This window comes from Arthrobacter sp. OV608, assembly GCA_900110595.1.
Lineage (GTDB): Bacteria > Actinomycetota > Actinomycetes > Actinomycetales > Micrococcaceae > Arthrobacter.
Genome location: FOEZ01000001.1, coordinates 78,102 through 102,566, shown reverse-complemented (window position 1 = coordinate 102,566; position 24,465 = coordinate 78,102). Strand labels below are relative to the sequence as shown.

Sequence of the window (24,465 nt, the reverse complement as noted above, 5' to 3'; positions counted from 1 at the left end):
CGACCGGGCTTCCCCTATGCCCAGTCCGCCAAACGCTCACTCTAAGTAGTCAGCCGTGTACTCAGCTCACCTGCTGAGTACTACTGCCCTCCTCCGAGTACGTACTCCTGCTGCGCTTTGAAAAAGTCGAGTACCACTACGCATTGTTGCCTCTGCACCCCTACTGACAATCTCTTCTTAGCGAAGTCCAGCCGCTAAGGAATTATGGGGGCAGCTGGAAATTCGTTGAAATCATTTCAATCCATTTCACCGAATTAAGGAAAATACAATGACTTCTCTCATGGTCTCGATGATGGCTTTCGTCGCCGGCATCAAGGATCGATTCTCCTCCGAAAAGGGCGCAACGGCGACCGAATACTCACTGCTCGTGGGACTCATCGCCCTCGTAATCGTCGCAGGCGTAACACTCTTCGGCGGCAACCTCAACACCTTCTTCAGCAGCCTCGCCGTCCGCGTCGGCGGCTGGTGACGGAACGTATCAAGACGAAAGGCGGTAAATCATGTCCCGTATCAATTCCACTCTCCAGCAACTGGTAGTGACCATTCGCACGATGTTTACCTCTGAAAAGGGAGCTACCGCAACGGAGTACTCGCTGCTGGTAGGGCTCATCGCACTGGTCATTGTCGCCGGCGTCACACTATTCGGCACAAACCTGAACACCTTTTTCAGCAGCCTCGGCGCCACGGTCGGCGGCTGGTAAGTAAACGAAAACCGGTGTGCCGCGCTTTATCAGCGCGGCACACCGCACTTAAAGTCCACGCTGCAACCGTCCAGGGGGACCCGTTGAAACGCAGCCATAAAACCCGGAAGCATGACGAGCGAGGCGCAGTAGCCGTCGAATTCGCCCTTGTTGCTCCGATCCTGATCGCTTTGATCATCGCGATCGTCGAGTTCTCCAACGCCTACAACGTCCAGGTGTCGGTGACACAAGCATCCCGCGAAGCTGCCCGGACGATGGCCATCACCAAGGACGCGACAAAGGCAACTGCTGCCGGCAAAGCCGGGGCTCCTTCCATCAACTCTTCGCTACTTACTTTCGACTACACCGCGGCGGCTTGCCCAGCAGCAACGCCGGCATCGACCGCCGTTGTGACCGTCAAGTACAGCGGCTCATCGTTGACAGGCTTCTTCGGGTCCACACTCACAGTTACAGGCAAAGGGGCCATGCAATGTGGCGGCTAGTTAAAAAGCAAAGGGTCGCGGAAGGCGAACGCGGAGCGGCGGGCGTAACAGTCGCCGTCATGATGCTTGTTCTCATAGGCGCAGGCGCCATGGCAGTTGACGTTGGCCAGATTTATGCTGAACGCTCACAGCTGCAGAACGGGGCCGACGCGGGTGCCTTGGCTGTCGCCAAAAGTTGCAAAGACGGCACATGCCTTCCTGCCTTAGCTGACGGATTGGCAAACTCGAACTCCAATGATGCCGCGAGCACCGCCGCCGTAGACCTTTCCGTCCCCGGCCAGGTGACAGTGACAACGTCAACCAAGAACGGATCATCCAGTTTCCTGACCAACCTTTTTGCAAATGCCATCAACGCCGGCCCCGTAACTGTGGGAGCCCAGGCGACGGCAGCTGCGGGTCCCCCTGGTGGCGGTTCTGGTTTCCCTCTTGCTCTATCGGACAACTGCTACAACCTGGCCTCAGGGAGCCAGACGGCAGAGGCCCAGAAAATTTCCTACAAACCCGGGGGAACGTGCACGGGACCCTCCGGTACACAGATTCCAGGTGGTTGGGGCTGGCTTGATGAAGATTCGCCCTGTGTCGCCAATACGCAAGTGGGCACCAACGACATGGGCTCCGACCCCGGTAACAATCCTCCAAGTGGCTGCGCCACCATCCTTGGCACCTGGAAGACGACTCTGCTGGCAGGGGGAGAAGTCAAGGTCGAGTTTCCCGTTTTCGACACTTCATCAGGTACCGGTCAGGGCGGCTCCTTCCATGTCATTGGTTACGCCACCTTCAAGATATGGGGCTGGAAATTCGGCAATAACGGAGTCTACGAGTTCCGGAACACCGGCAGCGACCCCGGGATGACAAGTTCTCTGGCCTGCACAGGCGGCAACGACCGCTGCGTTATCGGTCAATTCGTCAAGTACACGGTCATTGGCTCCGGAAACTACATTCCGGGCGGCGAGGACCTCGGCACCTCGGAAATCCGACTCATCAAGTAGTTCCAACTAAGGGGAAAGTAATGAAAGCACGCCTACTGGGAGGCATCGCCGCGCTGGTTGTAGCAGTTCTAGGCACTGTACTCCTTTTCAATTACGTTCAGGGCGCCGACCGCCGCGCCCTGGCGAATACGGAAACTCAGGACGTCCTGGTTGTTAAACAGGAAGTGCCGGCGGGAACGCCGGCCAGTCAACTCTCGCAGTACGTCACCACAAAGCCGGTGCCGCGCACCGCCGTCGCGGCTGACGGCGTCCAAGATCTGGGCGCCGTAGGTTCAATGGTCACCTCAGTCGCACTCGTCCCCGGCGAGCAACTGCTCAGCAGCCGTTTGGTCGACGCAAACGCGTACCTCGGGCCATCACGGGTTGCGGTACCTGCGGGACTGCAGGAAATCACCCTCCGCCTTGGAATTGAACGAGTGGTAGGTGGCAAGATCCAGGCCGGTGACACGGTGGGCATCTTCATTTCCATGGCTGGCGCCGCTGGCGAAAACGGGACCCAGCTGACATTCCACAAGGTCTTGGTGACAGCGGTTCAGTTCAGTTCGGGGGCCGCCGCCCAGACACAGGCGCAGGCCACGCAAGCGAGCTCCACTGGTTCATTGAACGCCAACAAGGACGCGCAAACTTCCAGCGATGCCTACCTGATCACCTTCGCACGTGACGCTGTCGACACCGAGAAGCTGGTTTACGCAGCGGAGTTCGGAAAGGTCTACCTCTCCAAGGAGCCGGCTGATGCCACTGAGGGCACCAACGGTGTTGTCAATCAGACAAAGGTATTCAAATGAGCCGCTTCATATTGATCTCCCCGTCCGTTGACTACGAGCGGAAGGTCCGGGCCTCTGTTGCTCCGCTTAGCGGATCGCTGCAGTTCTTCCAGGCCGCATACCTGCCCGAATCTCCCGACGATATCCTTCGGCAGCAGGCTGGTGAACCGCCCGAGGTACTGATTCTGGGCCCTGGCCTACCGCAGGACGAGGCACTCAAGTTCGCCGCAGTAATGGACCTCCAGTATCCGGAAATCAGCATCGTGCTGGCCGCGGATGACGACGGCGAACTGGCCTTGAATGCCATGCGCTCCGGTATCCGGGACCTCATCCCACCTTCGGCAGATATGGATCAGGTCCGCGCGTTGGTAGAGCGGGCGAGCCTGGCAGCCGCGGGGCGCAGGCGTGGACTGAGCCCCAATACCGCAGAGCGTCCAACTACCGAAGGCGGCCGGGTGGTGGCGGTCATGTCACCCAAGGGTGGCGTTGGCAAGACCACAATCGCCAGCAACCTCGCCATCGGTTTGGGCCAGATAGCTCCGATGAGCGTAGTGGTGGTGGACCTCGACCTTCAGTTCGGCGATATAGCAAGCGGTCTGATGCTCGACCCTGATTTCACTATCACCGATGCCGTAGTGGGAGCAGCGAGCCAGGACGCGATGGTCCTCAAGACGTATCTGTCTCTTCACCCTGGAAACATCTACGTATTGTGTGCCCCTCGCAACCCCATCGAGATGGACAGAATCACCGGGGAACACGTGAGCCATCTCCTGCGTCAACTGCGGGCTGAATTCCAATATGTAGTAGTGGACACGGCCCCAGGTCTTGGCGAGCATGTCCTGGCAACCCTCGAGCAGGCCACGGACGCAGTGTGGGTTTGCGGAATGGACATTCCAAGCATCCGTGGCCTAAGGACGGGATTCCAGATTCTCTCCGAGCTCGATCTGCTCCCGGATAACAGGCATGTTGTCCTCAATATGGCTGACCGCAAGACTGGTCTTACCGTTCAGGATGTAGAGGCCACAATTGGCGCTCCCGTCGACATCGTGCTCCCCCGTTCGCGGACAGTTCCGTTTTCAACAAACAAGGGCGTTCCTCTCCTGCAGGATGGCAGCCGTGACGCTGCAGCCAAAGGCCTCCGGAACCTGGTTGAGCGCTTCAAACCAAACTGGGAAGCTCCCCGCAAGAAGCTCCACCGAAGGGCGGTAGTGCAGTGACACTCTCAAACCGATTTGCAAGGCTGCGCTCCGATGGGAGCGGTTCTCCCGAAACGAGCGTGCCGGATTCCTCCTCGGCACCGCAGACTCCAACAGCTACACTGAGCGCTTTACAGCAGGCACAAGCGGCTGAACAGTCTCAGGTTTCCACACACGTGCAGCTCACAGAGGGAAGCGCGAGTGAAGCGCTGGCGGGGCTTAAGGAGCGGGCGAGCCAGGCGTTGTATGAGCGGCTCGGCTCCCGGATTACTGACTCGTCCTTGGAAGAAACTGAGCTTCATCAGTTCGTCAAGGATGAGCTGCGGGCAGTCGTCGATGAAGAACAGGTCCCCCTGTCTCAGGGTGAACGCCAGCGGCTGACCCGCGAAATCATAGACGACGTCCTCGGTCACGGTCCTATGCAGCGTTATCTAGACGACCCAAGCGTTACGGAAATTATGGTGAACCGGGCAGACCAGATTTACGTGGAGCGCCACGGCCAGCTGTTCCTTACAGATACCAAGTTCACCAGCGAAGACGCCCTGCGGCGGGTCATCGAGCGCATCGTCACGCGCATTGGCCGCCGTATTGACGAATCATCGCCACTGGTAGACGCCCGGCTCCCTGACGGTTCCCGTGTGAACGCCATCATTCCGCCGTTGGCTGTGAACGGTGCTTCCTTGACGATCAGGAAATTCTCGCGCGAAGCACTCACAGTAGAGAAGCTCATTGGTTTCGGAAGCTTGTCCCCCGAGATGGCGGAGCTCCTCAGAGCATGTGTGCTGGCCAGGATGAACATCATCGTCTCCGGCGGTACCGGCACAGGCAAAACAACCATGTTGAACGTTCTGTCCTCCTTCATCCCGGCTTCGGACCGAATCGTCACTATTGAGGACGCAGTCGAGCTGCAGCTTCAACAGGATCACGTGGTCAGGCTTGAAAGCCGGCCGGCCAACATTGAAGGGAAAGGCGAAGTTTCCATTCGCGACCTGGTCCGCAACTCGTTGCGTATGAGGCCTGACCGGATCGTCGTCGGCGAAGTCCGTGGAGGTGAGTCGCTGGACATGCTTCAAGCGATGAACACCGGTCATGACGGCTCGATCTCAACTGTTCACGCCAATTCACCGCGAGATGCTGTAGCCCGTTTGGAAACTCTCGTGCTGATGGCCGGTATGGATCTTCCCCTACGGGCTATTCGGGAGCAGATTGCTTCGGCGGTAAACCTCATCGTGCATATCTCCCGGCTTAGGGACGGATCCCGACGAGTAACACACGTGACCGAGGTACAGGGGATGGAAGGGGACATCGTCACACTGCAAGACGCTTTTGTCTTCGATTACTCTGCCGGCATCGATGCCAACGGTCGCTTCATGGGGAAGCCGATACCCACAGGAGTCCGTCCTCGATTCACTGACAGGTTCGAGGAACTTGGCATTAAGATTTCTCCCGCTGTGTTCGGTGCCCAGGCAGTCAGGAGCCGGTGATGACCGTACCAGAGGACTCAGTAGCACCCATGCTGTTGGGAGTGCTGCTGCTTTTCGCGGCAGTCATCCTCCTGTTCACAGTGGTCCTCAAATCCAAGCACGTGATTCCGATCGAGAGGCGCCGCCCGGACGTCGCGGCGGCCGCCTCCAAGCTAACCCTTCTCACCGATACTGCTGTCGGCGCGATCAACAAGAAGTTGAAAGGGAAGAATGACTTCCTTGTCAGTCGGGAACGGCTTGAGCGTGCGGGGCTGAAGGCCCAGCCGGCCGACTTCCTCTTGATGATGGGGGCAGGCTCACTGGTCGGCGCCGTCTTGGCATTCATGTTGGGTGGCCTCTTCTTCGCAATCCTGGCGTTCGCGATCGTTCCCGGGGGCATGCTCGCCTATCTCACCGTCTTGACATCACGCCGCAAGAGCAAGTTTGACGAACAGTTGCCCGATACTCTGCAGATGCTCACCGGCAGCATGCGTGCCGGCCACAGCCTGCTTAGGGCCATTGATGCTTCGGCCCGCGAATCTGACGCTCCGATGTCCGAAGAGCTGAGCCGAATCGTCAACGAGACCAGGATCGGCCGGGACCTTGGAGAATCCATGCTGGACGTGTCTGCGCGCACTGGCAGTGAGGATTTCTCCTGGATTTCCCAAGCGATCGAGATCCACCGTGAAGTGGGCGGAGACCTGGCGGAGGTATTGGATCACGTTGGCGAGACGATTCGAGACCGCAACCAAATTAGACGGCAAGTAAAAGCTTTGAGCGCTGAAGGCAAAATGTCTGCCGCGGTCCTCATGGGCCTTCCGGTAGTGCTCTTCTTCGCGTTGATCTTTATCAATCCCTCGTACTCGAAGACTTTTACGAGCACTGTGCCCGGTTATCTGATGTTGGGGGCCGCCGCTGTCATGCTGACCGCCGGGGGTTTCTGGCTCAGCCGTCTGATCAAACCTAAGTACTAGGAGCAATGACATGTCACCGATAGCACTAGGCGCGATGCTGGCAATCGTTATTCCCATCTCCTATCTGGTTTGGTCCGTGTTCGCTGTCGACAGGGTTGCCATGCGCAACATCCAGGCAAACTTGGGCCAAAGGGCCAGGAACGCGTCCCAGCAGGGCGTTTCTATAGATGCGAGCGCCATCGCCCGCAAAATCACTCCAGTGGGATACGTCGCTTGGCTGGACAAGCAGCTTGCGGCGGTGGGGCGGCCGAAAGAGTGGCCGCTGGAGCGCCTCCTGGTGGTCAAACCGATGTTGGCGCTCGGAGCAGCGGCCTTCGGGTTGTTCTTCTTCCTCGCGTCCCCGGAACCAGCTCGCTTTGCCATTCTCCTCGCCGCAATTGCGTTCGGCTACTTCGCGCCCGATCTCCTGGTGCGAACCAATGCCGAGAAAAGAAGGGCCAAGATCAGGCAGGAACTGCCCAACACCCTGGATCAAATGCTGATTTCCGTACAGGCCGGTTTGGGGTTCGAGGCCGCGATGGCCCGCACGGCGCAGAATGGAAGCGGGCCGCTCGCGGACGAAATGACCCGGACTTTGCAGGATATGCAAGTTGGACGGTCCCGGAAGGAGGCCTACCTGTCGATGTCTGACCGTGTTGATGTCCCGGACCTGCGATCTTTTATCCGGGCCATTGTCCAGGCAGATGCGTACGGCATTGCCATCGCAAAGGTTCTGAAGGTTCAAGCCCACGAAATGCGCCTAAAGCGCCGCCAGCGGGCAGAGGAACACGCGATGAAAATCCCGGTGAAGATCCTGTTTCCGCTGATCTTCTTCATCTTCCCGACCCTCTTCATCATCCTGCTAGGGCCAGCAGTGATGAATATTGTTGCAGCCTTTTCCTAGGAGGACTGGTGAAATATCTGACGCGGCTTCTGATGGGCGCATCTGCTGTCCTGACCACCTTCCGCAACCAGGAACGCGGCGCCACCGCTACTGAGTACAGCCTTCTGGTCGGCTTCATTGCCATCGTGATTGTTGCTGGTGTGGGTCTATTCGGTACCGCGCTGAACTCGTCATTTGGCTTTCTCACCGCTGGCATCAGAACGGCATTAGGTCTCCCCTAGTAGTCTCATGCCCCTCGCGCCCGCTCGGCGCCCCAAAGACCGGACCCCCTCGGCACCCAGAACCGAGGGGGTCCGTTTGTGTGCCCGCGAAAGTTCGAATCGCAGTGTTGGCGCAGCAAAAGCCAAGCGAAAACGCAGGAAAAGAACACCCCGAAAAGCCTTTGCGCAGGATGCTCCAAGATCCAGGTTTAGGGCCAATTCTGGTTGCTAACTTCGTATCAGTGCTGGTGCAGGGCCAGCCAATCCGTCTCGCTCAGGAGTACAAAATGCTTTCTCTTTACACCAACCTCATGATCCGCCTTCGCAACGAAGAAAAGGGCGCCACCGCCGTTGAATACGGCATCATGGTCGCCCTGATCGCCGTTGTCATCATCGTCGCTGTCAGCACCCTCGGCGGCCAGCTCGGCACCCTCTTCACCGGTGTCACGAGCGACATCGCTCACCCCACCACCACCGCCATCCCCTCCCCGTAGTAAAGCAGAAAGTCCGGTTTCGGACCCCATATCGGAACCGCACCGCCTCAAACGGGAGCGACAAAACGAGACATTGAAGAGGAGGTGCAGCAGGTGTCACACGATTCGGAGCGCGGCGCGGCCGCCGTCGAATTCGCAATCCTGCTGCCCCTCCTCTTAATGCTTGTTCTGGGCACCATCGAATTCGGGCGCGCCTACAACGCACAAATCACCCTGACCAACGCTGCCCGCGACGGCGCCCGGGTCATGGCCATTTCCGGTAACCAGGCAGCCGCACGTTCGGCTGCGAAGAGCGCTGCAGCTTCTTTGAATCCCGGGTTAAAGGACACCAACATACAGTTCGGCACAGCCTGCCCTTCAATGATTCCCGCCGGGGCCAGCCCGCAGACCACCTTCACCATCAGCTACACGCTGCCTACCATCACCGGCATCGCCGGGCCCTTCCCCATGACAGGCAAGGGAGTCATGTTGTGCGGCGGCTGAAGACAGACAAGGCAGGGCGGGAGCACGGCGCCGTCTCGGTCATCGTCGCCATCCTTCTGGTAACTCTCCTAGGCTTCGTGGCGATCGCCGTCGACGTCGGAGTCATTTACTCAGAACGCGCACAACTCCAAAACGGAGCTGACGCGGCCGCCGTCGCCCTCGCACAGAAATGCGCGCGGAACGCTGCGGATGCGAATTGCGCTACGACGTCGAGCCTCGCTACCAGCCTCGCCAACCAGAACGCCCTGGACGGCATGAGCAAGGTGTACAGCATCGAGCTCGATAAGACAGCCCGGAAGGTCAGCGTCACCACCTCCGCCAAGGAATCCGGGGGCAAGGACAACTCCGTTTCCCTCTTCTTCGCCAAGGCGATCGGCATCCCAACCAAGGAAGTCGGCGCCCGTTCGTCGGCCGTGTGGGGAACTCCGTCCAAAGGACCTATTATACTGCCGTTGGCCATCGCCCACTGCAAACTGAACATTCCTGCCGGGGGCGTCAAGGGCCTCGAGCAGGTGCTGGAGCAATCAGTGAACGGATGTGGTGGAATACCTGGCGGATTCGGCTGGATCCAGACGACGTCAGCAAAATGCTCCATAACCGCCACAGCGGGCGTATCTACCAACTCGGGCATCTGGTTCGCCAGTGACACAGGAGCAAGCGTCCCCTCAACGTGCGCCGCAGCTGATTTCACCCAGATGAACGACCAGACCGTCCTCCTGCCCTTGTACGACATAGCTACGGGAACCGGGTCCAGCGGCAAGTACTACATCAAAGGTTTCGCAGCGTTCCACGTCACCGGATACCACTTCGCATCCATCAGCTGGACAACCGGGACGGCTGTGGCAAACAAGGCCATCAGGGGCTACTTCGTGAAGTTCGTTTCCCTGGCCGAAGGTTTTGAACTCGGCAGTACCCCGGATTACGGGGCTTCGATTGCCCGCCTCACCCTCTGATCACCTAGAACCACCCTTATCCAGGAGTTAAAAGTGAAGTCTCGCCTGCTCGCCGGAACGGCCGCGGTCGCTTTGGCGATTGTAGGAGCCCTCCTCATCGTCTTCTACGCCCAAGGTGCGGACCAGCGGGCATTGGCCTCCACGGAACCCAAGAACGTCTTGGTAGTAAAGAACGCTATCCCGGCCGGAACGCCAGTAAACGACATGACCGCCTCCCTGGTTGTAGAGAAGATCCCCTCAGCAGGAGTGTCGGTCAGTGCCCTCAGCACCCTGGACAACAAGGCTGGCACGGTCAGCGCTGTGGACCTCGTGCCCGGTGAACAGCTCCTGGCAGAACGACTCGTCGCGCCGGCGGATGTGAAAGCCAAGGGGGCGGTCGAGGTACCGGCCGGTCTTCAGGAAGTCTCGTTCGAGGTAGAGCCCAAGCGCGTCGTGGGCGGGCGCATCAACGTGGGTGACCACGTGGGTATCTCGCTCAACTTCGAAAACGGCGCCGTGAAGGCCGCCGCAGGAGACGCCTCCACCCAGCTCACCCTCCGCAAGGTCTTGGTCACCGCCGTCCAGCGCGCTCCCCAGGCCGCGAGCGCGGAAAAGCCGGCGGACGGAACCGACCCCGCAGACACCACCCTCCCGGAGGGCTCCCTCATGCTCACCGTCGCAGTCAGCGATGTGGACGCCAGCAAGATCATCTTCACCTCCATCAATGGCAGCCTCTGGCTCACCAAGGAACCCCTGGACGCCCAGGACAACGGGCCCAAGATCGAACGCAAGGAAGTGGTGTACAGGTGAGCCGCTTCGTCCTGCTCTCCCCCAACGGAGACTTCGACCAGAAGCTGCGCGCCGCCGTCGCCAACGGCCTGCGCGGCTCCGTCCAGACCATCGCCTCGGACATCCTCCCGGCCGGCCCGCATGAACTCTTCGCCCTCCTCAACCAGGAACAGCCCGAAGTGCTCATCATCGGACCGGACGTGCCCTACGAGGAAGCTCTGCGCTTCGCCAAGGTCTTCGACGTCCAGGTCCCCGGCCTCAGCCTGGTGCTGGTCAGCGACGTGGATCCCGCGCACCTCCTCAATGCCATGCGCGCCGGCATCCGGGACATCCTCAGCCCGCAGGCGGACGCCGCAGAAATCCGGGTGCTGCTCGAACGGGCCTGCCAGTCCTTCGCCACCCGGCACCGCGGCCCCGAAAGCAACCAGGAAACCAACGGCAAGGGCCTGGTGATCGGCGTCTTCTCCCCCAAAGGCGGCGTCGGCAAAACCACGCTGGCCACGAACATCGCCATCGGCCTGGGGCAGATCGCGCCCATGAGCGTGGTCATCGTTGACCTGGACCTCCAGTTCGGCGACGTCGCCTCCGGCCTCTACCTCAACCCCCAGCACACCGTCACGGATGCCGTCACGCCGGCAGCAGCCCAGGACTCTCTGGTCCTCAAGGCCTTCCTCACCGTGCACCCGGCCGGCATTTACGCCCTCTGCGCACCGCCGAACCCGGTGGACGCGGACCACATCACCCCGGAACAGGTCAGCCGCCTGGTGGAACAGCTGTCCCACGAATTCCAGTACGTGGTCCTGGACACCGCCCCCGGCATGCCCGAAATCGGCCTCGCCGCGATGGAGCAGTGCACAGACGTGGTGTGGGTCAGCGCCATGGACATCCCCAGCCTGCGCGGCCTCCGCTCCGGCCTTGAGGTGCTCCGCCAGCTCGAGATCATGCCCGAATCACGCCACGTTGTCCTGAACATGGCGGACCCCAAGGCAGGGCTCAACGTCCGCGACGTCGAATCCACCATCGGCGCGCCCGTGGACGTCAGCGTTCCCCGGTCCCGCGCCGTGGCACTGTCCACCAACCGCGGCATCCCCGTCCTCCAGGAATCCAAAAAGGACCCGGCCGTGAAAAGCCTCCGCCAGCTCGTGGAGAGGTTCAACCCGGCCTGGCGTGCCCAGGCCCAGCGCAAACTTCACCGAAGGGTGGTCATCTGATGAAGCTCTCCGAACGGATCAGCGCTGTCCAGGACCGCGCCCAGGCGAGCGGCAGCAACGTTGCCGTGCTCGAGCCGCCGCGTCCCGCCGTCGTGCCCCCCTCCCAAGACGGCGGGGTGCGGCACACTCCGGCCCAGCAGGCTCCCCTGACGCCAACGTACGACGCCGGCACGCCCTCAGTGCCCAAGGCACCGAGCGTGGATGTCTTCGCAGCCATGAAGCTTCGCGCGGCCAGCGCCCTTTTCGAGAAGATGGGGACGCGCTTCAATGACGCGGCTGTCACCGAGAAGGAGCTGCGGGCCACCGCCAAGGAGGAACTGACCCGGATCATTGACGCCGAGCAGGTACCCCTCACTCCGGAGGAGCGCACCCGTCTCGTCCAGGATGTGGCTGATGACGTTTTAGGCTTCGGACCGCTCCAGCGCCTGCTGGACGATCCCGCCGTCACGGAAATCATGGTCAACCGCATGGACCAGATCTATGTGGAGCGCAAAGGAAAGCTCACGCTCACCGAGTCCCGGTTCAGCTCCGAGGAGCACCTGCGCAAGGTCATCGAGCGCATCGTCTCCAAGGTGGGCCGCCGCATTGACGAGTCCTCCCCGCTGGTGGATGCGCGATTGGAGGACGGCTCGCGTGTCAACGCCGTGATCCCGCCGCTGGCAGTGGGCGGCTCGTCGCTGACTATCCGAAAGTTCAGCAAGACCCCGTTGACGGTCCGGAACCTGATCGACTTCGGAACCCTGACCCCGGAGATGGCCGAGCTGCTCAACGCCTGCGTCAAGGCCAAGCTCAACATCATCGTGTCCGGCGGTACGGGAACCGGCAAGACTACCCTGCTCAACGTGTTGTCCTCCTTCCTCCCGTCCGACGAACGCATCGTCACCATCGAGGACGCCGTGGAACTCCAGATCCAGCAGCAGCACGTGGTCCGACTCGAAAGCAGGCCGCCGAACACCGAGGGCAAGGGTGCCGTAACCATCCGCGAACTTCTGCGCAACTCCCTGCGTATGCGCCCGGACCGGATTGTGGTGGGTGAGGTCCGTGGCGGGGAATCGCTGGACATGCTCCAGGCCATGAACACCGGCCACGACGGCTCCCTGTCCACCGTGCACTCCAACTCGCCCCGCGACGCCGTTGCCCGGCTCGAAACGCTGGTCCTGATGGCCGGGATGGACCTGCCGCTGCGGGCCATCCGCGAGCAGATCGCCTCGGCCGTCAACCTCATCGTCCAGATCTCCAGGCTCCGCGACGGCTCACGCCGCATCACGCACGTCACCGAAGTCCAGGGCATGGAAGGGGACATCGTGACCCTCCAGGACGCATTCGTCTTCGACTACTCCGCCGGAGTGGACGCCCATGGCCGCTTCCTCGGCAAACCCGTTGCCACCGGAATCCGGCCCCGGTTCATCGACCGGTTCGAGGACCTGGGCATCCACGTCTCCCCCAGCGTCTTCGCCGGCCCCCAAAATCCCGCAACCCAAACACCCGGAAGATAGGCACAGCTGTGATCCTCGCTGTTGGAGCAGTCATCCTGCTGCTGGCCGTCAGCCTGCTGGGCGTGTCGGTGCTGCTGCCGAGCACGCCGGACGTGCCGCTGGACCGCCGCCGTCCCTTTGAGCCCGAGCCGCCGTCATCGATCTCCCGCCTGGCGCTCTCCGGCGTCCGGTCCTTCGAACGGCTCCTGCACGGGCGGAACGTCCGCCTCTTCTCCCGGGCAGAACTCGAGAACGCCGGGCTGCGCCTGAGCCAGGCCGAGTTCTTCCTGCTGGTGGGGATTGGCGCTTGCGTCGGAATGCTGGTGGGTGTGGTCACTGTGGGACCGCCGGTGGGAATCCTGCTGGCGCTGCTTTCGCCCTTCGTGGGGAAACTGGTCCTGGGATTCCTCGCCGGAAAACGCCGTGCTGCGTTCGACAGCCAGCTCGGAGACACCCTCCAGCTCCTCTCGGGAGGCCTCCGCGCGGGCCACAGTATTTTGCGCGCCATCGATGCAGCCGGCGCCGAGTCCCAGAAGCCGACGTCGGAAGAGATGCGTCGGGTGATTACCGAAACCAGTCTGGGCCGGGACCTGCTGGCTGCCCTCAACGACACCGCTGACCGGATGAAGAACGAGGACTTCGTCTGGATTTCCCAAGCCATCCAGATCAACCGCGAGGTGGGCGGCAACCTGGCGGACGTCCTGGACCAGGTAAACGAAACCATCCGCGAGCGCGCCGAAATCAAAGGACACATCAAGGCTTTGGCGGCTGAGGGCAAGTTCTCTGCCTACATCCTCATTGCCATGCCCTTCGGCATCGTGGCCATGCTGCTGGCCGTCAGCCCGAACTACATGAACTCCATGTTCACCCATCCCCTGGGCTGGGTGATGATCGGTGCATCGTTTGTCCTCATGACCATCGGCGCGCTCTGGATGCGCAAGATCATCGACCTGAAGTTTTGAGGACGCCATGAACCTGATAGTTCTCCTCTCCGTCCTGCTGGTCTGCCTCCCCGTCGGCGCCTTGGCATGGTCAGCCCTGAATGTAGACAAGCAGGGCCGCGTAGCGGTCAACGACTTGCTGTCCCGTGGGGCCACTCCTCTGGCTGTCGCTCCCGTTGCCAAACCGGGCCTGCTCGAAGGCATCGGACGCCGGCTGACCCCGCCCGCCTACGTTGCCTTCCTGGACCGGCTGTTGGCCCTGGCCGGCCGGCCCGCATCCATGCCGCTGGGCAAAGTGCTGGGGTCCAAGCTCGGCATTGGGTTTGCGGGCGTTACCGCCGGTGTCTACCTGAGTTCGGTGGGCAGCACACCCCTGATGAAGCTGGCGGGGCTGTTCCTGCTGTTCCTGGGCTACTTCATCCCGGACCTGCTGCTCTACAGCAAGGGGCTGGAGCGCCAGAAAGTCATCCAGTTGGAGCTCGCCAACACCCTGGACCAGATGCTGATCTCTGTTGAGGCAGGGCTGGGCTTTGAGGGTGCCATGGCGCGGGCCGGCGACAACGGCAAAGGACCCCTGGCCGAAGAACTGGTGCGGACCCTGCAGGACATGCAGGTGGGCCGCAGCCGCCGCGAGTCCTACCTCGCCCTGGCCGAGCGGACCAACATTCCGGAGCTGCGCAGCTTTGTTCAGGCTGTGGTCCAGGCGGACACATACGGCATCGCGATCAGCAGGGTGCTGCGGGTGCAGGCGAAAGTGATGCGGGTAAAACGCCGCCAGCGCGCCGAGGAAAAGGCGATGAAACTTCCGGTGATGATCCTGTTCCCGCTGTTGTTCTTCATTTTCCCGGTGCTGTTCATCGCAATTCTCGGACCGGCCGTCATCAATACCATCGCGACATTCAGCGGACAATAGGGGCCCCAGAACCAGGCCCAAGGATCCCTCAAGGTTTACACAGGATCACCCGAAATAGGACAACCATCGAATTGCAGGAAGTAGCCTTGAAGAATGCAAAGTCCAGATCCCGGCTCCAGCGACAGGAGCACAGCTGCGGAGCCACCGCGGCCCGGGATCACAGCACTTACTGGTTCCGTCCTCTCACAGGAAGCGGCCGGGCTCTTGCCGCTCGTTGACGCCGCCGTGCTTGAGGAGCTCGAAGACGAACTGGCCGGCTCCGGGCTCGCCCAAAGGTTCGCCCGCGACTACGCGGCGATGTGGGACCAGCGCTGCGCCCGGCTGGCCGCCGCCGTCCACAGCCAGGACAGTGAATCCGCCCTGGACGCCGCCATCAGCCTGAAGATCAGCTCAGCCATGGTGGGCGGAGTGCGGCTGGCGAAACTTGCAGAGCTGCTGGAGACGCTCATCCGGCAGGGTGACTTCGGCCAAGGACAGGTCCTGATGGCGCGGGTTGCCCAAGACGGCGTCCAAACAGTGTCGGAGCTCCAGTCCACGTACATCCTGAAGAACGGCTGAACGGCAGCAAGTCAGGCCTGCGCCGCGTCCTGCCTGCTGGGGGCCAGCCGGTAACCCACGCCGCGGACAGTCTGCAACCAGCGGGGTGAGACGGGGTCCTCCTTCAGCTTGCGCCGCAGGTTGCCGATGTGGACCTCAACAGCACGCTCGTCGGCCTCGCTGATGTATGTGTCTTCGTCGTAGAAGTCCCCGCGGACAGCCCGGACGAGGTCTGCCCGCGTACAGACCGCCCCGCCACCGCGCAGGAGCACGTGCAGCAGGTCGAACTCGCTGCGGGTGAGGCCAAGCGGTTCCCCCTTGATTTCCACGGTGCGCGTGCGGTGGTTCAGCTCCAGGCCATTATGGTGCAGCACTGCTCCGTCATCGGGACGGGCTGCCGCTGCGGGCGCGGCTCCCCACCCCGCCAACGCGGGCTTTTCCCCGGTGATCTCATGCCGGGGCCTGCGCATCATCGCCGATACACGGGCCCGCAGCTCCCGCGGCCGGAACGGCTTGGCAATGTAGTCATCGGCGCCGGCATTGAGGGCGGACAACAGGTCCGGCTCCTCAGTGCGGCCAGTGAGCATCACTATGTAAGCGTTACTGAAGTTGCGGATGCGCCGCAACACCTCGAGGCCGTCGATGTCCGGCAGCCCGATGTCCAGCGTCACCACGTTGGCCTGCTTCATACGGACCACTTCCACGCCGGCCCGTCCGTCAACTGCTGTATGCACCTCGAAGCCGGCCTGGCTCAACACTCCTTCCAGGAGGTTCCGCACATCGGCATCGTCTTCGATAACTACAGCCACACCAAGATCGTCCATTGATATCCCTGCGCCAGGCGGTCATGGCCCCCCATTGACCCAGCGCCAATGCCATTCCCACTCCAACCCTTTATACGCTACAAGGAACCGAGGCTGATGACACCTGTTTCAACATGGCATTTGAAAAGTCAATTATTATGACAGAACATGTGGATTACGAGTCAGAGAGGATGTGTGCCAAGGTGCCTTACAGGAATTTGTATGCACCTGCGCCCGAAAGTCCTATTAATCGTCCGGCATGGCCCAGGGATAGTTAATGGCTGACCGTCTCTTTCCCCGCCGATCCGCACGGATTTTCCAGCGGCTCGGGCCGCGCTCGCAAGTGGCTCTGTGCCAGCTGCCCCTGACCCTGATCGTCGCCGCCCTCGCCGTAGCCACGCCCTTTGCCTTGCCCACGCTGCTGCACAGCCCGCTGTATCTGGCCGGGATCATCCTTTCCGGCGCACTTTTCCTCGGCTGCCTCCTGGTCCCATGGGAGCGGCTGGCGCCCCGCCCCTACCTGCTGATTCCCATCCTGGACTTCGTCTCCATCGGCCTGCTCCGGAACGGCGCCGCTCCCCTGCTCCCAGGGTTGGCCGTCCTGGCTGTATTCCCGGTGATCTGGCTTTCCGCCTCGGGGATGCTCACCCGCAGCAGCCTGGTCCTGAGCTTCTTCGGTCCCATGTTTATCATGGTCCCCACCCTCGCCGGACGGTTCCCAAACCTGACCGCTTCGGACATCACCAGTACGTTCCTCTTTCCCCTCATGACGCTCGCGGTGTCCCTGGCCATCAGGTTCGCGAGTGCGCACGTCCGCCTGCAGCAGCGTGAGCTGGCGGAGAAGGACAGGGAACTGCGCGAACTGCTGCGGGCGAGCAGGGAGCGCGAAAAGCTGCTCGAGACAGTCCTGGACGCCACCGACGTCGGAATCGCCGCCGTGGACCGGTCCGGCCACTTCCTGGTGTCCAACAGCCGGCAGCGGAACTTCCGCCAGGCCACCCGCGCTGACGACGCCGTTCCCGGGCAGGGCCACCAGCTGATTTTCGGACCGGACCGGAGGACCCTGCTGCCTCCGGAAAAGCGGCCCATCAGCCGTGCCATCGCCGGTGAATCCTTCGCCGACTACCTGGTGTGGGCCGGCGAGGGAGCTGACCAGCGTGCAGTGTCCACGGCCGCCCGCCCACTGGTGAATGAGGACGGCCAGCTTACCGGCGCCGTCGTTGTCTACACCGACGTGACCGGCTGGGTGGAGTCGCTGGCCGCCAACCATGAGCTGGTCTCCAACGTGACCCACGAGTTCAAGACGCCGCTGAACTCCATCATCGGCAACGTGGACCTGGTGCTCGACGACGACGCAGCCTTGCCGCCGCAGGTGGCCCGCCGCCTCCTGGTGGTCCAGCGGAATGCCGAGCGGCTGCTGGCCCTGGTGGCTGACCTCTCGGCGTCGGCGTCGGCCGCGCTCAATGTCCACCCGAAGCGGACCGACCTGGCAAGCCTCGTGGAAACCACCATCGGCTCCGCCCAGGCCCAGGCCGAGCTGGCCAACATCCACCTGTCAGCGGACGTTCCCTCGCCCCTGTGGGCCTACGCGGATCCGCTCCGGATCGGCCAGGCCCTGGACAACCTGGTATCAAACGCCATCAAGTACTCCCCCGGCGGAGGCAACGTCCGTATCAGCGCCCGCAGCACCAGGGAGTGGGTGCAGCTCAGCGTCAGCGACACCGGCATGGGCATCAGCGGCGAGGACAGGGAGAGGGTCTTCAAGCGCTTCTTCCGGACCGATTCCGCCCGGGACGCGGCCATCAGCGGCGCCGGGCTCGGCCTGTCGATCACCAAGATGATTGTGGAACGCCACGGCGGGCAGATCTCCTGCGTCAGCGGCGAGGGACAAGGCAGCACCTTCACCCTGACCCTGCCGGCCGAGGGTCCGCCGCCGTCCTTCTAGTACTCCCGCAGCGCCCGGGTGAGCTCGGCGCGGGCCAGGAGCTCGTCGTCGGACGGGTAGGCCACTTCCTCGAGCACCAGTGGGTGCGGGGCTGCCAGCACGGACTTGGCATCGCGTTTCTGCGCCAACAGCCGCTCATGCAACCAGCCCGGTTCCTCCACGCCCTCGCCCACATATAGGGCGGAGCCGATCAGGGCGCGCACCATATTGTGGCAGAAGGCGTCCGCCTGGACGGTGGCCACTATGACGCCGTCTTCCCCGCGCGCGAACTCAAAACGCTGCAGCTCACGGATGGTGGTGGCACCCTCCCGCGGCTTGCAGAAGGACAGGAAGTTCTGGAGCCCCAGCAGCTTCGAGGCGCCCTCGTTCAGCAGGGACACGTCCAGCGGGTTTTTGTGCCACAGCGTGGAATACCGGCCCAGCGGATCCCAGAGCGCAGGCCCGTCCGCGATGCGGTAGCTGTAGCGGCGCCAGAGCGCCGAGAACCGGGCGTCAAAACCTTCCGGCGCCAGCGAGATGCGGTGCACCTCCACTGCCCCGGTCAGGTCGCCGAGGATGCGGCTGAGGGCGCCGCGGATCCTTCGGAGCATGGCGACGGCGGGATCCAGTTCGTGCCCTCGCGGCAGTCCCTGCCACTCGGCTTCCGTGAGGTCCAGGTGGACCACCTGGCCCCGGGCGTGCACGCCGGCGTCGGTGCGTCCGGCGACCGTCACTCGGATGGGGCGCCGGATCAGAAGCTGCAGGGCCTCTTCAAGGGCGCCCTGGACGGTCCGCAGGCCCGGCTGCAGGGCCCACCCGCTGAAGGGGCCGCCGTCGTACGACAAATCCAGCCGGACACGCAAAAACCCGCCGCCCCCCAATACGGGGGCCGCGGGTTTTTGGTCGTTCATAGACTCAAGTCTATGCGAAGAAAATCAGCGAATTACTTCGCGTCCTTCTCTTCGGCTGCCGGAGCTTCAGCTTCCTCAGCGGCCGGAGCCTCTTCGGTTGCAGCCTCTTCTGTTGCAGCTTCTTCAGCGGCGGGAGTCTCCGTAGCTTCATCAGCTTCGGTCTCGACAACCTCAGCCTCGGGAGCTTCCTCGGCGGCCGGAGCAGCCTTCTCTGCATCGCGCTTGGCAGCCGCGGTAGCCTCAGCTACAACAGCCTGCTTGGCGGAAACCGGCTCGAGAACCAGTTCGATGACAGCCATGGGAGCGTTGTCGCCCTTGCGGTTGCCGATCTTGGTGATGCGGGTGTAGCCGCCGTCGCGGTTCTCCACTGCCTGGGCAATGTCGGTGAACAGCTCGTGGACGACGCCCTTGTTGCTGATCAGGCCGAGGACCCGGCGGCGGGAAGCGAGGTCGCCACGCTTGGCGAAAGTCACCAGGCGCTCTGCGTACGGCTTCAAGCGCTTGGCCTTGGTCACCGTGGTGGTGATCCGCTTGTGCTCGAACAGGGATGCTGCCAGGTTCGCGAGCATGAGGCGCTCGTGAGCCGGGCCGCCTCCGAGGCGCGGACCCTTAGTGGGGGTAGGCATAATTGTTTCTCCTCAAATGGAAGCCGTGGGCCCTGCACACCATGGTGCCTGCCCGCCGGCCAAGGTCTGGTTTAGAGTTCGTCGTCGCCGAAGGCGGCGTCGTCCTCTTCGATTGCTGCGGCGCGTGCTGCGAGGTCAAAACCGGGAGGCGAGTCCTTGAGGGACAGGCCCAGTTCAACCAGCTTTGCCTTGACCTCGTCAATGGACTTTGCACCGAAGTTGCGGATGTCCATCAGGTCAGCCTCGGAGCGGGCAACGAGTTCACCCACGGTGTGGATGCCCTCACGCTTGAGGCAGTTGTAGGAACGGACGGTGAGGTCCAGATCCTCGATCGGCAGTGCCATGTCGGCTGCCAGGGCAGCGTCGGTGGGCGACGGGCCGATCTCGATACCTTCAGCTGCGGTGTTCAGCTCACGTGCCAGACCGAAGAGCTCCACCAGGGTGGTGCCTGCGGAAGCAACAGCATCGCGCGGGGCGATGGCCTGCTTGGTCTCGACGTCGACAATCAGCTTGTCGAAGTCGGTGCGCTGCTCAACACGGGTTGCTTCCACGCGGAAAGTAACCTTCAGCACCGGCGAGTAGATGGAGTCGACCGGGATACGGCCGATCTCTGCGTCGCCGGACTTGTTCTGAGCTGCCGAAACGTAGCCGCGGCCGCGCTCGATGGTCAGTTCGAGTTCGAACTTGCCCTTCGAGTTCAGCGTGGCAATGTGCAGATCCGGGTTGTGGAATTCGACGCCGGCCGGCGGAGCGATGTCCGCGGCGGTGACGACTCCGGGGCCCTGCTTGCGCAGGTAAGCAACAACCGGCTCATCGTGCTCGGAGGAGACCGACAGGCTCTTGATGTTCAGGATGATCTCAGTGACATCTTCCTTGACACCCGGAACCGTGGTGAACTCGTGCAGCACGCCATCGATCCGGATGCTGGTTACGGCAGCACCGGGGATGGAGGAGAGCAGGGTACGGCGGAGGGAGTTTCCGAGGGTGTAGCCGAAGCCCGGTTCCAGCGGTTCAATGATGAAACGCGAACGGTTTTCGGAGACTACCTCTTCGGAGAGGGTGGGGCGCTGTGCAATGAGCACTTAGGTTTCCTTTCGGCGAGCATCCGCTATATGACGCAACACAGGTGGTGGAAATTCGGTCTGAAGACTTAACGCGCTGGGCTTGCCCGGGCCATCGATGGTCCGGGCAAGCTCAAGCGGCGCTGGAAGCCTTAGACGCGGCGGCGCTTCGGCGGACGGCAGCCGTTGTGGGCGGCGGGGGTGACGTCCTGGATGGAGCCAACCTCGAGGCCGGCAGCCTGCAGCGAACGGATCGCGGTTTCGCGTCCCGAGCCCGGGCCCTTCACGAAAACGTCAACCTTGCGCATGCCGTGCTCCTGGGCGCGCTTTGCAGCAGCCTCGGCAGCCATCTGGGCAGCGAACGGGGTGGACTTACGCGAGCCCTTGAAGCCAACCTCACCTGAGGAAGCCCAAGAGATAACAGCGCCGCTCGGATCCGTGATGGAAACGATGGTGTTGTTAAACGTGCTCTTGATGTGCGCCTGGCCAAGCGCGATATTCTTCTTGTCCTTCTTACGCGGCTTGCGAACCGCGCCACGAGTCTTCGGGGGCATTATTTCTCCTACAGAAAGTTATTGGGGGAAAGTCCGTAAATCCCGGGCGGGGATTTTAACGGGCCTTCTTCTTGCCGGCGACGGTGCGCTTCGGGCCCTTGCGGGTACGTGCGTTCGTCTTCGTACGCTGACCGCGTACGGGCAGGCCCTTGCGGTGGCGCAGGCCTTCGTAGCTGCCGATTTCAACCTTGCGGCGGATATCTGCTGCTACTTCGCGGCGAAGGTCACCCTCAACCTTGTAGTTGCCTTCAATGTAGTCACGCAGCTCAACCAGCTGGGCATCAGTCAGGTCCTTGACGCGAACGTCAGCGCTGATGCCAGTGGCAGCCAGGGTTTCGTGTGCACGGGTCTTGCCCACGCCGTAGATGTAAGTAAGCGCAATTTCCAGCCGCTTTTCGCGGGGAATGTCTACGCCAGCGAGACGAGCCATAGTGGCAGTACTCCTTGATAAACCGGAGGTCGTAGGCAGTACACCCGCATGTTCCATGCGGCCCCAGCCTCCGACCGGGGGTTAGCTGTCCGGGCTCCATACGTCCCAGATCAGCTTGTGCTGCCTTTATTTACTTGCGTGGGTTAGCAACCCAGGAATTCCCGATGAAGGGAATTTAGCCCTGGCGCTGCTTGTGGCGCGGGTTCTCGCAGATCACCATGACCCGGCCATTACGGCGGATCACTTTGCACTTTTCGCAGATCTGCTTGACGCTCGGCTTGACCTTCATGGCATTCCTTTGCGTGTAACAGTTGGTCAACTGGAGCGGCGTTCAGTTCACACTGAGGCCGCCCAGCAATTTACTTGTAGCGGTAGACGATACGACCACGGGTGAGGTCGTACGGGCTCAGCTCCACCACTACGCGGTCCTCAGGGAGAATCCTGATGTAGTGCTGACGCATCTTTCCAGAGATGTGTGCCAGTACGATGTGCTTGTTGGTGAGCTCAACGCGAAACATCGCGTTAGGCAGCGCCTCAGTCACAACGCCTTCGATCTCAATGACCCCGTCCTTCTTGGCCATACCCTCCGCTAACTGTTGTTGCCGCAGTCCCGCCGGATTGCACCGGGCATGACCACGAACGTTTTTGTTGGATCGATTGTCAGCTTCAGGCCCCAAAAGGGCGTGGCAGTCCAGACAACCAACAAACAACACTACTCTGTATCGCCGTAAAAGTTAAATCGGCCATAGTAACCTACCCGGTGCCGTACACACCATAATCACCCGCCGGAGTGCTCACGGCCCGGGCGGTGGCCACGCCATCGAGGATGGCCAAACGGACGACGTCGGCTGCCGCACTTTGCAGCGTGATGAGGCTGATCTGCCGGGCAACTTCGTCGCTGCGGTCAAGTGCCACAGCTTGGGTGGACAAGCAGAAGACCGTATCCCCATCACCAAGCGTATGACTCGGGTTGAGCGCCCTGGCAATCCCGGCATGCGAAGCCGAAGCAGTCCGCTTGCACTCGGCCACATCAAGAACGGCATTGGTTGCGACGACGACAAGGGTGGTGTTCAAAGGCGCGTCTAAGGTGGGCCCACGCGAGCCGGGTTCCCTGGCCGAGCTTGCGAGGTTAGGGGGCTCGTGGGGCGGAACGACCGAGCGCGCGGAGGGCCGCGGCGCCTGCCCGCCGTCAACCACCGGGAAACCAAGAGCGTTGACGACAGCGATTGCCCCTACCACCACGCCGTTATCGAGCGTGACCGATGCCGTACCTACTCCGCCTTTGTACGTCCGGGCGATGACTGCTCCGGTGCCGGCACCCACGTTGCCGCGCTCGACGTCGTGCCCGTCCTTCTCGGCGGCAGCGGCGGCAGTTGCCGCGTAGCCCATGTCCGCCGCAGGTCGCGCTGAAAAGTCGCCGCCTCGGCCCAGGTCGAAGATCGCGGCCGCGGGGACGATGGGCACCACTCCCCCGGGGACGGGGAACCCCCGGCCGTTCTCCTCGCACCAGCGCTGGGCGCCGGTTGCCGAAGCCAGCCCGTAGGCGCTGCCGCCGGTGAGGACCACGACGTGAACAGCGCTGACCAGGGTGGTGGGGTCGAGCGCGTCCGTTTCGTGGGTGGCCGGCCCGCCGCCCTGGACGTCAACTGATCCGACGGTGCCCGGCGGCGGCAGGATCACGGTTACCCCGCTCAGCCAGCCGTCGTCGTTTTTCTGTACGTGGCCAACCCGGATCCCGGGCACGTCGGTGATTGCTCCCATGGCACCCATTGTTCCCCCTCCCCAACTGAGTAGCGCCAAGTGTCGTTTTGAAGGGTCAAAACGACACTTGGCGCTACCTGGTTGGGCTGGGAGAGCGGAACCTACGGGATCGGCACCGGGGTGACGCCGAGGGGCACCAGGTGCTCCGCACCGCCGTCGGGCGCGGAAAGCACCCAGATGCCCTTTTCGTGGACTCCGACGGAATGCTCCCACTGGCAGGAGCGGGCACCGTCGGTGGTGATGACGGTCCAATCGTCCTCCAGCACGGCGGTGTCGATGCCGCCGCGGACCAGCATGGGCTCGATCGCCAGGCAAAGGCCCGGCCGGATCTTGGGGCCGCGGTGGCTGGTGCGGTAGTTCAGGACGTCCGGCGCCATGTGCATTTCGGAGCCAATGCCGTGGCCTACGTAGTCCTCGAGGATGCCCAGCGGCTTGCCGGGCACGGAGGATACGTAGTCGTCGATGGCCGCACCAATATCGCCCACATGCTTACCGGTGGCAAGTGCGGCGATCCCCCGCCACAGGGCCGCGTGGGTCACGTCGGAAAGCCGCTGATCCTCGGGGTCTGCAGTGCCCACAATGACTGTCCGCGCCGAGTCCGAGTGCCAGCCGTTCACGATGGCGCCGCCGTCGATCGAGATGATGTCGCCGTCGTTCAGGACCCGGCTGCCTGGGATGCCGTGGACTACTTCCTCGTTGACGGAGGTGCAGATGGTGGCCGGGAACCCGTGGTAGCCGAGGAAGTTGGACTTGGCGCCGGCCTCGTTCAGGACAGCGGCGAACACGTCATCCAGGTGCTTGGTGGTGACGCCAGGGACGGCGGCTGCAACAGCGGCATCCAGGGCACGGCTCAGGACCAGGCCTGCCTCGTGCATGGTGCGCATCTGGGCGTTGGTTTTGTATTCGATGCGGGGCTGGCCAAAGGCCATGGTGCTTCCTTTCAAATGGCTGAGGCCCCTCCCGTGTAC

General features: G+C 62.3%; 30 protein-coding genes. 20 read left to right on the top strand and 10 right to left on the bottom strand.

Annotated elements, in window-relative coordinates:
• Window positions 1-268: 268 nt before the first annotated feature.
• From BMX78_RS00575 to BMX78_RS00485, 19 genes are all read left to right on the top strand, one after another.
• Window positions 269-469: a Flp family type IVb pilin gene (locus BMX78_RS00575; RefSeq protein ID WP_091415128.1), complete on the top strand. Its 201-nt coding sequence runs from the start codon at window positions 269-271 to the stop codon at window positions 467-469.
• An 82-nt stretch (window positions 470-551) separates the two neighbouring features.
• Complete coding sequence (locus BMX78_RS00570; RefSeq protein WP_502686262.1) at window positions 552-701, top strand: Flp family type IVb pilin; 150 nt, start codon at window positions 552-554, stop codon at window positions 699-701.
• Between the two features lie 83 nt (window positions 702-784).
• Window positions 785-1,183 (top strand): TadE/TadG family type IV pilus assembly protein, encoded by a 399-nt coding sequence (locus BMX78_RS00565; protein ID WP_091415124.1) that lies wholly within the window; start codon window positions 785-787, stop codon window positions 1,181-1,183.
• Window positions 1,171-2,172 carry a TadE/TadG family type IV pilus assembly protein gene (locus BMX78_RS00560; protein WP_091415121.1) on the top strand — a complete coding sequence of 334 codons (1,002 nt, stop codon included), beginning with the start codon at window positions 1,171-1,173 and terminating at the stop codon, window positions 2,170-2,172. The genes BMX78_RS00565 and BMX78_RS00560 overlap by 13 nt, the downstream gene beginning before the upstream one ends.
• Window positions 2,173-2,192: 20 nt before the next feature.
• Complete coding sequence (gene cpaB / locus BMX78_RS00555) at window positions 2,193-2,957, top strand: Flp pilus assembly protein CpaB (protein ID WP_091415118.1); 765 nt, start codon at window positions 2,193-2,195, stop codon at window positions 2,955-2,957.
• A complete protein-coding gene (locus tag BMX78_RS00550) occupies window positions 2,954-4,153 on the top strand; it encodes a CpaE/TadZ family protein (RefSeq protein WP_091415116.1) in 1,200 nt (399 codons plus the stop codon). The genes cpaB (BMX78_RS00555) and BMX78_RS00550 overlap by 4 nt, the downstream gene beginning before the upstream one ends.
• 101 nt (window positions 4,154-4,254) lie before the next feature.
• Entirely contained in the window at window positions 4,255-5,616 is a 1,362-nt protein-coding gene (locus tag BMX78_RS00545) for a TadA family conjugal transfer-associated ATPase (RefSeq protein WP_502686261.1), read from the top strand.
• Window positions 5,616-6,569: a type II secretion system F family protein gene (locus BMX78_RS00540; RefSeq protein ID WP_091415111.1), complete on the top strand. Its 954-nt coding sequence runs from the start codon at window positions 5,616-5,618 to the stop codon at window positions 6,567-6,569. The genes BMX78_RS00545 and BMX78_RS00540 overlap by 1 nt, the downstream gene beginning before the upstream one ends.
• Before the next feature lie 10 nt (window positions 6,570-6,579).
• On the top strand, window positions 6,580-7,452 hold the full coding sequence (locus BMX78_RS00535; protein ID WP_091415109.1) for a type II secretion system F family protein: 873 nt from the start codon (window positions 6,580-6,582) through the stop codon (window positions 7,450-7,452).
• An 8-nt stretch (window positions 7,453-7,460) separates the two neighbouring features.
• Window positions 7,461-7,673, top strand: a complete 213-nt coding sequence (locus BMX78_RS00530; protein ID WP_353615415.1) for a Flp family type IVb pilin — start codon at window positions 7,461-7,463, stop codon at window positions 7,671-7,673.
• 266 nt (window positions 7,674-7,939) lie between these two features.
• Complete coding sequence (locus BMX78_RS00525) at window positions 7,940-8,146, top strand: Flp family type IVb pilin (protein ID WP_091415107.1); 207 nt, start codon at window positions 7,940-7,942, stop codon at window positions 8,144-8,146.
• Window positions 8,147-8,239: 93 nt separating this feature from the next.
• Window positions 8,240-8,629: a TadE family protein gene (locus BMX78_RS00520; protein WP_091415979.1), complete on the top strand. Its 390-nt coding sequence runs from the start codon at window positions 8,240-8,242 to the stop codon at window positions 8,627-8,629.
• A complete protein-coding gene (locus tag BMX78_RS00515) occupies window positions 8,617-9,582 on the top strand; it encodes a TadE/TadG family type IV pilus assembly protein (protein ID WP_091415104.1) in 966 nt (321 codons plus the stop codon). The genes BMX78_RS00520 and BMX78_RS00515 overlap by 13 nt, the downstream gene beginning before the upstream one ends.
• Before the next feature lie 33 nt (window positions 9,583-9,615).
• The gene (cpaB, locus tag BMX78_RS00510; protein WP_091415101.1) at window positions 9,616-10,371 is read left to right on the top strand and encodes a Flp pilus assembly protein CpaB; all 756 of its coding nucleotides are present in this window, start codon (window positions 9,616-9,618) and stop codon (window positions 10,369-10,371) included.
• Window positions 10,368-11,561: a CpaE/TadZ family protein gene (locus BMX78_RS00505; protein WP_091415099.1), complete on the top strand. Its 1,194-nt coding sequence runs from the start codon at window positions 10,368-10,370 to the stop codon at window positions 11,559-11,561. The genes cpaB (BMX78_RS00510) and BMX78_RS00505 overlap by 4 nt, the downstream gene beginning before the upstream one ends.
• Complete coding sequence (locus tag BMX78_RS00500; protein WP_091415097.1) at window positions 11,561-13,057, top strand: TadA family conjugal transfer-associated ATPase; 1,497 nt, start codon at window positions 11,561-11,563, stop codon at window positions 13,055-13,057. The genes BMX78_RS00505 and BMX78_RS00500 overlap by 1 nt, the downstream gene beginning before the upstream one ends.
• A gap of 8 nt (window positions 13,058-13,065) precedes the next feature.
• Window positions 13,066-13,998: a type II secretion system F family protein gene (locus BMX78_RS00495; RefSeq protein ID WP_091415095.1), complete on the top strand. Its 933-nt coding sequence runs from the start codon at window positions 13,066-13,068 to the stop codon at window positions 13,996-13,998.
• Window positions 13,999-14,005: 7 nt separating this feature from the next.
• Window positions 14,006-14,890 carry a type II secretion system F family protein gene (locus BMX78_RS00490; RefSeq protein WP_091415093.1) on the top strand — a complete coding sequence of 295 codons (885 nt, stop codon included), beginning with the start codon at window positions 14,006-14,008 and terminating at the stop codon, window positions 14,888-14,890.
• 93 nt (window positions 14,891-14,983) lie between these two features.
• Window positions 14,984-15,448: an Hpt domain-containing protein gene (locus BMX78_RS00485; RefSeq protein ID WP_091415090.1), complete on the top strand. Its 465-nt coding sequence runs from the start codon at window positions 14,984-14,986 to the stop codon at window positions 15,446-15,448.
• An 11-nt stretch (window positions 15,449-15,459) separates the two neighbouring features.
• Here BMX78_RS00485 and BMX78_RS00480 read toward each other — a convergent pair whose 3' ends face one another.
• Entirely contained in the window at window positions 15,460-16,251 is a 792-nt protein-coding gene (locus BMX78_RS00480; RefSeq protein ID WP_091415087.1) for a response regulator transcription factor, read from the bottom strand.
• 256 nt (window positions 16,252-16,507) lie between these two features.
• On the opposite strand from BMX78_RS00480, the gene BMX78_RS00475 reads away from it, so the two are divergent.
• The gene (locus BMX78_RS00475; RefSeq protein WP_091415085.1) at window positions 16,508-18,175 is read left to right on the top strand and encodes a sensor histidine kinase; all 1,668 of its coding nucleotides are present in this window, start codon (window positions 16,508-16,510) and stop codon (window positions 18,173-18,175) included.
• Here the strand turns inward: BMX78_RS00475 and BMX78_RS00470 are convergent.
• The 9 genes from BMX78_RS00470 to map all read right to left on the bottom strand — a co-directional run bounded on the left by BMX78_RS00470 (window position 18,172) and on the right by map (window position 24,426).
• Window positions 18,172-19,065: a tRNA pseudouridine synthase A gene (locus BMX78_RS00470; protein ID WP_170850647.1), complete on the bottom strand. Its 894-nt coding sequence runs from the start codon at window positions 19,063-19,065 to the stop codon at window positions 18,172-18,174. The two genes, BMX78_RS00475 and BMX78_RS00470, sit on opposite strands and share 4 nt — an antisense overlap.
• Before the next feature lie 32 nt (window positions 19,066-19,097).
• Complete coding sequence (gene rplQ / locus BMX78_RS00465) at window positions 19,098-19,691, bottom strand: 50S ribosomal protein L17 (RefSeq protein WP_091415082.1); 594 nt, start codon at window positions 19,689-19,691, stop codon at window positions 19,098-19,100.
• A 71-nt stretch (window positions 19,692-19,762) separates the two neighbouring features.
• Window positions 19,763-20,773, bottom strand: a complete 1,011-nt coding sequence (locus tag BMX78_RS00460) for a DNA-directed RNA polymerase subunit alpha (RefSeq protein ID WP_013601812.1) — start codon at window positions 20,771-20,773, stop codon at window positions 19,763-19,765.
• Window positions 20,774-20,904: 131 nt separating this feature from the next.
• The gene (gene rpsK, locus BMX78_RS00455) at window positions 20,905-21,306 is read right to left on the bottom strand and encodes a 30S ribosomal protein S11 (RefSeq protein WP_018760435.1); all 402 of its coding nucleotides are present in this window, start codon (window positions 21,304-21,306) and stop codon (window positions 20,905-20,907) included.
• A 55-nt stretch (window positions 21,307-21,361) separates the two neighbouring features.
• On the bottom strand, window positions 21,362-21,736 hold the full coding sequence (rpsM, locus tag BMX78_RS00450) for a 30S ribosomal protein S13 (RefSeq protein WP_003803743.1): 375 nt from the start codon (window positions 21,734-21,736) through the stop codon (window positions 21,362-21,364).
• A 175-nt stretch (window positions 21,737-21,911) separates the two neighbouring features.
• Window positions 21,912-22,025, bottom strand: coding sequence for a 50S ribosomal protein L36 (gene rpmJ, locus BMX78_RS00445; RefSeq protein WP_009358722.1), 114 nt, complete (start codon window positions 22,023-22,025; stop codon window positions 21,912-21,914).
• A gap of 70 nt (window positions 22,026-22,095) precedes the next feature.
• Entirely contained in the window at window positions 22,096-22,317 is a 222-nt protein-coding gene (gene infA, locus BMX78_RS00440; protein WP_009358723.1) for a translation initiation factor IF-1, read from the bottom strand.
• A gap of 172 nt (window positions 22,318-22,489) precedes the next feature.
• Complete coding sequence (locus BMX78_RS00435; protein ID WP_091415975.1) at window positions 22,490-23,497, bottom strand: P1 family peptidase; 1,008 nt, start codon at window positions 23,495-23,497, stop codon at window positions 22,490-22,492.
• Between the two features lie 101 nt (window positions 23,498-23,598).
• Window positions 23,599-24,426, bottom strand: coding sequence for a type I methionyl aminopeptidase (gene map, locus BMX78_RS00430; RefSeq protein ID WP_091415079.1), 828 nt, complete (start codon window positions 24,424-24,426; stop codon window positions 23,599-23,601).
• Between the last annotated feature and the right edge of the window lie 39 nt (window positions 24,427-24,465).